Here is a 6,093-nt window from a genome sequence, read left to right as displayed (position 1 = left end):
ATATAGGAAGTATATTTCAAAGTATGGCAACTGAAAGAATAATAAGTTAGTAGAAATCTCCAAAGAACATTTTTACTTCAAGCTAAAACGCGATTTGTTTCATTTAAAATATAAATTTAAGAGAAAAACGATGATATAATTGCTAAAATGTAATTTATAAGTTACCTTTGTAAAATGAAAAAAGTTCGGGAAGTTATAACTTATAAAGAGTACTTTGATGAGTTTTTTAAAGGACAACCACCAAAAGTAAAAGATAAAATCATCAAAGTCCTGGATATAATTGAGCAAATTGATCGTATTCCGACGACTTTCCTGAAATATATAGAGGGTACAAATGGACTGTTTGAGGTTCGGATACAACTAGGCAATAATATATTCCGTATATTTTGCTTTTTTGATGGAGGTAAATTGGTTGTGTTACTTAGTGGCTTCCAAAAGAAAACTCAAAAAATTCCTAGAGGAGAAATAGACAAAGCAGTCCGTCTTATGGCTGAATATTATGATGAAAAAGAAAAGGAAGAAAAGAAATGAACACTAAATCATTAGATCAAATCAAAGACCAATATTATGGTAAGGTTGGTACAACTGAACGTGATAAGCTGGAACGAGATTTAGATGCGTTACGCATTGGTTTAAAAATTCGTGCAGCCCGTGAAAAAAAAGAGATGACACAGGCTGAACTTGCTGCCCGTATAGATAAAAAACGTACATTCATTTCAAAAGTAGAAAATGATGGCGGAAATATCACACTAAAAACATTGTTTGATATTGTTGAACGTGGATTGGGTGGTAAGTTGAATATCGAAGTAGAAATATAAACCTGAATACAAAGTATATTTGTATCATATTCATTAGAGACTTCCAAGGCAATTACTGTGAAAGAGTTCAATACAAGTAATGACCTTGGAAGTTTTTATTATCCCAACTTCTTTTACTTATTTACTAGGTACAAAATTCCCCATTAAACGTCCTTTTATAAAAGTATAAAAGCAGTTAGATAGAAATGAATAAAAAGAGATTAATCGGGTATTTGTTTGTACTGATGTCTGTGGGCTGCATTCATGCGCAGGAAACGAATGTGTCTGCACAAGAATATAAACTATGGTATGACTGCCCGGCACAGGTATGGACAGAAGCACTACCTTTGGGAAATGGACGCCTGGGAGCCATGGTTTATGGGACACCAGGGACAGAACAAATACAACTAAACGAAGAAACGATCTGGGCAGGACGCCCCAATAACAATGCTAATCCGGACGCGCTGGAGTATATTCCCAAAGTGCGTGAACTTGTTTTTGCCGGAAAATATCTGGAAGCACAGACTCTCGCTACAGAAAAGGTGATGGCAAAGACGAATTCCGGAATGCCGTATCAAAGTTTCGGTGATTTGCGAATTGCCTTTCCCGGTCATACCCGTTATTCCAACTATTATCGGGAGTTAAGTCTGGATTCAGCCCGCGTGATAGTGCGTTATGAAGTAGACGGAGTGCAATATCAACGCGAAACGATTACTTCATTTACCGATCAGGTAGTAATGGTGCGACTGACTGCCAATCGTCCCGGACAAGTTACATTTAACGCTCAACTGACTTCGCCTCACCAGGACGTAATGATCGCTTCAGAAGAAGGAAACTGCGTAACTCTTTCAGGAGTATCCTCCTTGCATGAGGGATTGAAAGGGAAAGTGGAATTTCAAGGCAGATTGACTGCTAAAAATAAAGGTGGAGAAATAGCTTGTGCCGATGGGATACTTTCTGTTGAGAAAGCTGACGAAGCAATCGTCTATGTATCTATTGCAACTAATTTCAATAATTATCAAGACATCACCGGTAATCAGATAGAACGGGCAAAGAACTATTTGGAGAAAGCAATGGTTCATCCATTCATCGAATCGAAGAAGAATCACATTGATTTCTATCGGCAATACCTGACACGCGTTTCTCTCGATTTAGGAAAAGACCAATATTCAAATGTGCCAACCGATAAGCGTGTGGAAAATTTCAAGAACACCAATGATGCCCATCTGGTTGCCACTTATTTCCAATTTGGACGTTATCTGCTGATCTGTTCTTCCCAACCGGGAGGACAGCCCGCCAACCTGCAAGGAATCTGGAATGATAAATTATTCCCTTCCTGGGACAGCAAATATACTTGTAATATCAATTTGGAAATGAATTACTGGCCTTCGGAAGTAACAAATCTAAGTGAGTTGAATGAACCGTTATTCCGCTTGATAAAAGAGGTTAGCGATACAGGAAAAGAGACGGCTAAGGTTATGTATGGAGCCAACGGATGGGTATTACATCATAACACGGATATATGGCGCATCACAGGGGCGGTTGATAAAGCTCCTTCAGGTATGTGGCCCAGTGGTGGTGCATGGCTTTGCCGACATCTCTGGGAACGTTATCTATACACCGGAGATATTGAGTTCCTGCGTTCTGTTTACCCGATACTGAAAGAGTCCGGACGTTTCTTTGATGAAATCATGGTGAAAGAGCCGGTACACAACTGGTTGGTAGTCTGCCCCAGTAATTCACCGGAGAATGTACATTCGGGGAGTAATGGGAAAGCCACAACAGCTGCCGGATGCACCATGGACAACCAATTGGTCTTCGATCTTTGGACAACAATTATATCTGCTTCTCAAATACTGGACACAGATCAGGAATTTGCCACTCACCTGGCCCAACGTCTCAAAGAAATGGCTCCTATGCAAGTAGGACACTGGGGACAACTACAGGAATGGATGTTCGACTGGGATGACCCGAAGGATGTACACCGCCACATTTCTCATTTATACGGACTATTCCCCAGCAATCAGATTTCTCCTTATCGTACTCCTGAATTATTCGATGCAGCACGTACTTCTCTGATTCATCGCGGAGACCCGTCGACCGGATGGAGCATGGGATGGAAAGTTTGCCTCTGGGCACGCCTTCTTGATGGTGACCATGCTTACAAACTGATTACAGATCAGTTGACTCTTGTGCGCAATGAGAAGAAAAAAGGAGGCACCTATCCTAACCTGTTCGATGCGCATCCGCCATTCCAGATTGATGGAAACTTCGGTTGTGCCGCAGGTATTGCAGAAATGTTGATGCAAAGTTACGATGGTTTTATTTATCTGCTTCCTGCACTTCCTACCGTCTGGCAGGAAGGTTCTATCAAAGGAATTATTGCACGTGGAGGTTTCGAGCTTGATTTGAGCTGGAAAAACGGAAAAGTAAGCCGTTTGGTTGTGAAATCTCATAAGGGAGGTAACTGTCGCTTACGTTCACTCAACCCATTAACAGGCAAGGGGCTGAAGCGTGCCAAAGGTGAAAATCCGAATCCTCTTTATGCTGTTCCCACTATTCCCGAACCATTGATTAATGAAAAGGCAAACCTGAATAAGGTGGAAATTGCAGAAACTTACATCTATGATCTGCCTACCAAAGCAGGGCAAGAATATATATTGATTGGAAAATAATAACTCGACCGATATGAACAAAAACTTATTAAAACTGATGGTGGCTTGTGGAACGGTTTGTTTCCTGGCATGCACAGCACCTCAAAAAGTAGAAACGGAAAAATGGAGTGAACGCATGGCACGCTCCGAAATGAAACGTTTCCCCGAACCCTGGATGATTGAAAAAGCTAAGAAACCACGTTGGGGATATACCCACGGACTGGTAGTGAAATCCATGTTGGAAGAATGGAAACATACCGGAGATAGCACATATTATGATTATGCCAAGATCTATGCGGATAGCTTGATCGATGCCGACGGGTGTATCAAAACCATGAAATATCTTTCATTCAATATTGATAACGTCAACGGCGGAAAGATTCTTTTTGATCTTTATGCACAGACCGGAGACGAACGTTACAAAATTGCCATGGATACTTTGCGCAAACAAATGACAGAGCAGCCCCGCACCAGTGAAGGAGGGTTCTGGCATAAATTGAGATACCCTCATCAAATGTGGCTGGACGGAATCTTTATGGCTTCTCCCTATCTGGTTCAATATGGAGCCACTTTCAATGAACCGGCTTTATTTGACGAAGCGAAGAAACAGATTCTTTTAATAAATAGTAAGACTTATGATCCTGCAACAGGATTGTATTATCACGGATGGGATGAAAGCCGGGAACAGAAATGGGCAAACCCCGAAACGGGTTGCTCTCCTAATTTCTGGAGTCGCAGTATCGGATGGTACGGAGCGGCTATCGTAGATGTACTGGACTTCCTGCCACAGGAAACTGCCGGACGCGATAGTATTATACAGATTTTGCAAGGATTGGCAAAAACGATTGTTAAATATCAGGATCCTCAATCAGGAACCTGGTATCAGGTGACCGATCAGGGAGCACGGGAAGGTAATTATCTGGAGTCATCTGCTACTGCCTTGTTTGTCTACACTCTCGCCAAAGCTATCAATAAAGGATATCTTGGCAACGAATATATCGAACCGACAAAGAAAGCCTTTGATGGAATGGTAAAGACATTCACCCGTCTTGAAGAAGATGGTAGCTATACAATCACTAACTGCTGTGCAGTGGCAGGATTGGGCGGAGACTCGAAAAGATACCGTGACGGCTCATTTGAATATTATATCAGTGAACCGATCATAGAGAATGATCCGAAATCGGTCGGTTCATTTATTCTGGCTGCTATTGAATACGAGAAACTCACCACAAAGTAATAAACTAAAAACGATAAAATACAATGAGAAAATTCAAGATTCTTCCTCTCTTATTGCTGTTGCTAACTTTAGTTATCCCGGCAGCGGCACAGAAGAAAACGCAAAAGACGTACATTCCCTGGAACAACGGAAAGCTTGTAGTTTCCGAAGAGGGACGTTACCTGAAACATGAAAACGGTGCTCCTTTCTTTTGGTTAGGCGAAACGGGATGGTTATTACCCGAACGCTTGAACCGGGATGAAGCCGAATATTATCTGGAACAATGTAAACGCCGCGGATATAATGTGATTCAGGTTCAAACATTGAATAATGTTCCGTCTATGAATATCTACGGACAGTATTCGATGATTGACGGATATAACTTCAAAAACATCAATCAAAAAGGTGTATACGGTTATTGGGATCACATGGATTATATTATCCGTACAGCAGCAAAGAAGGGTTTGTATATTGGTATGGTCTGTATTTGGGGAAGTCCTGTGAACCGGGGTGAAATGACTGTTGACCAGGCAAAAGCATACGGTAAGTTTCTGGCAGAACGTTATAAGGACGAACCGAACATTATCTGGTTTATCGGCGGAGACATCCGTGGCGATGTGAAAACCGCTGAATGGGAAGCTCTGGCCACTTCTATCAAAGCTATCGACAAGAATCACCTGATGACATTCCATCCGCGTGGAAGAACAACTTCTGCTACTTGGTTTAACAATGCTTCCTGGTTGGATTTCAACATGTTTCAAAGCGGACACCGCCGCTACGGACAACGTTTCGGAGACGGTGATTATCCTATCGAAGAGAATACGGAAGAAGATAACTGGCGTTTCGTAGAGCGTAGCTTGGCCATGAAGCCTATGAAACCCGTGATTGACGGTGAACCGATTTACGAAGAAATTCCTCATGGCTTGCATGATGAGCATGAATTGCTCTGGAAAGACTATGATGTACGCCGGTATGCTTACTGGTCGGTATTTGCCGGTTCTTTCGGACATACATACGGTCATAATTCTATCATGCAATTTATCAAACCGGGTGTAGGTGGTGCTTATGGCGCTAAAAAGCCTTGGTATGAAGCACTGGATGATCCGGGTTACAATCAAATGAAGTATCTGAAAAACCTGATGCTGACTTTCCCGTTCTTCGAACGCATACCCGATCAATCTGTCATCGTAGGACAGAATGGAGAACGCTATGACCGCGCCATCGCTACCCGTGGTAATGATTATCTGATGGTGTACAACTACACCGGACGTCCAATGGAAGTTGATTTCAATAAAATTAGCGGTGCGAAAAAGAATGCCTGGTGGTACACTACGAAAGATGGTAAACTGGAATACATCGGAGAATTTGATAACGGAGTGCACAAATTTCAACATGACAGTGGTTATTGCAGTGGAAACGATCATAT

Annotated in this window: 5 protein-coding genes; all 5 read left to right on the top strand. The window is 41.9% G+C overall.

What is annotated here, in order from left to right; translation table 11 throughout:
• Window positions 1-174: 174 nt before the first annotated feature.
• A complete protein-coding gene (locus tag ACT8YW_RS18195) occupies window positions 175-531 on the top strand; it encodes a type II toxin-antitoxin system RelE/ParE family toxin (protein ID WP_444106611.1) in 357 nt (118 codons plus the stop codon).
• Entirely contained in the window at window positions 528-818 is a 291-nt protein-coding gene (locus ACT8YW_RS18190; protein WP_117933613.1) for a helix-turn-helix domain-containing protein, read from the top strand. The genes ACT8YW_RS18195 and ACT8YW_RS18190 overlap by 4 nt, the downstream gene beginning before the upstream one ends.
• 185 nt (window positions 819-1,003) lie before the next feature.
• Window positions 1,004-3,472, top strand: a complete 2,469-nt coding sequence (locus ACT8YW_RS18185; RefSeq protein WP_444106609.1) for a glycoside hydrolase family 95 protein — start codon at window positions 1,004-1,006, stop codon at window positions 3,470-3,472.
• A gap of 13 nt (window positions 3,473-3,485) precedes the next feature.
• Complete coding sequence (locus ACT8YW_RS18180; protein ID WP_008999537.1) at window positions 3,486-4,688, top strand: glycoside hydrolase family 88/105 protein; 1,203 nt, start codon at window positions 3,486-3,488, stop codon at window positions 4,686-4,688.
• A gap of 23 nt (window positions 4,689-4,711) precedes the next feature.
• Window positions 4,712-6,093, top strand: a 1,382-nt coding sequence (locus ACT8YW_RS18175; RefSeq protein WP_444106607.1) for a glycoside hydrolase family 140 protein, incomplete at its 3' end; no start/stop codon positions are given.

It is taken from the genome of Bacteroides sp. (genome assembly GCF_052357945.1).
Taxonomy (GTDB): Bacteria; Bacteroidota; Bacteroidia; order Bacteroidales; family Bacteroidaceae; genus Bacteroides.
This window is presented reverse-complemented; position numbering and strand designations above follow the sequence as displayed.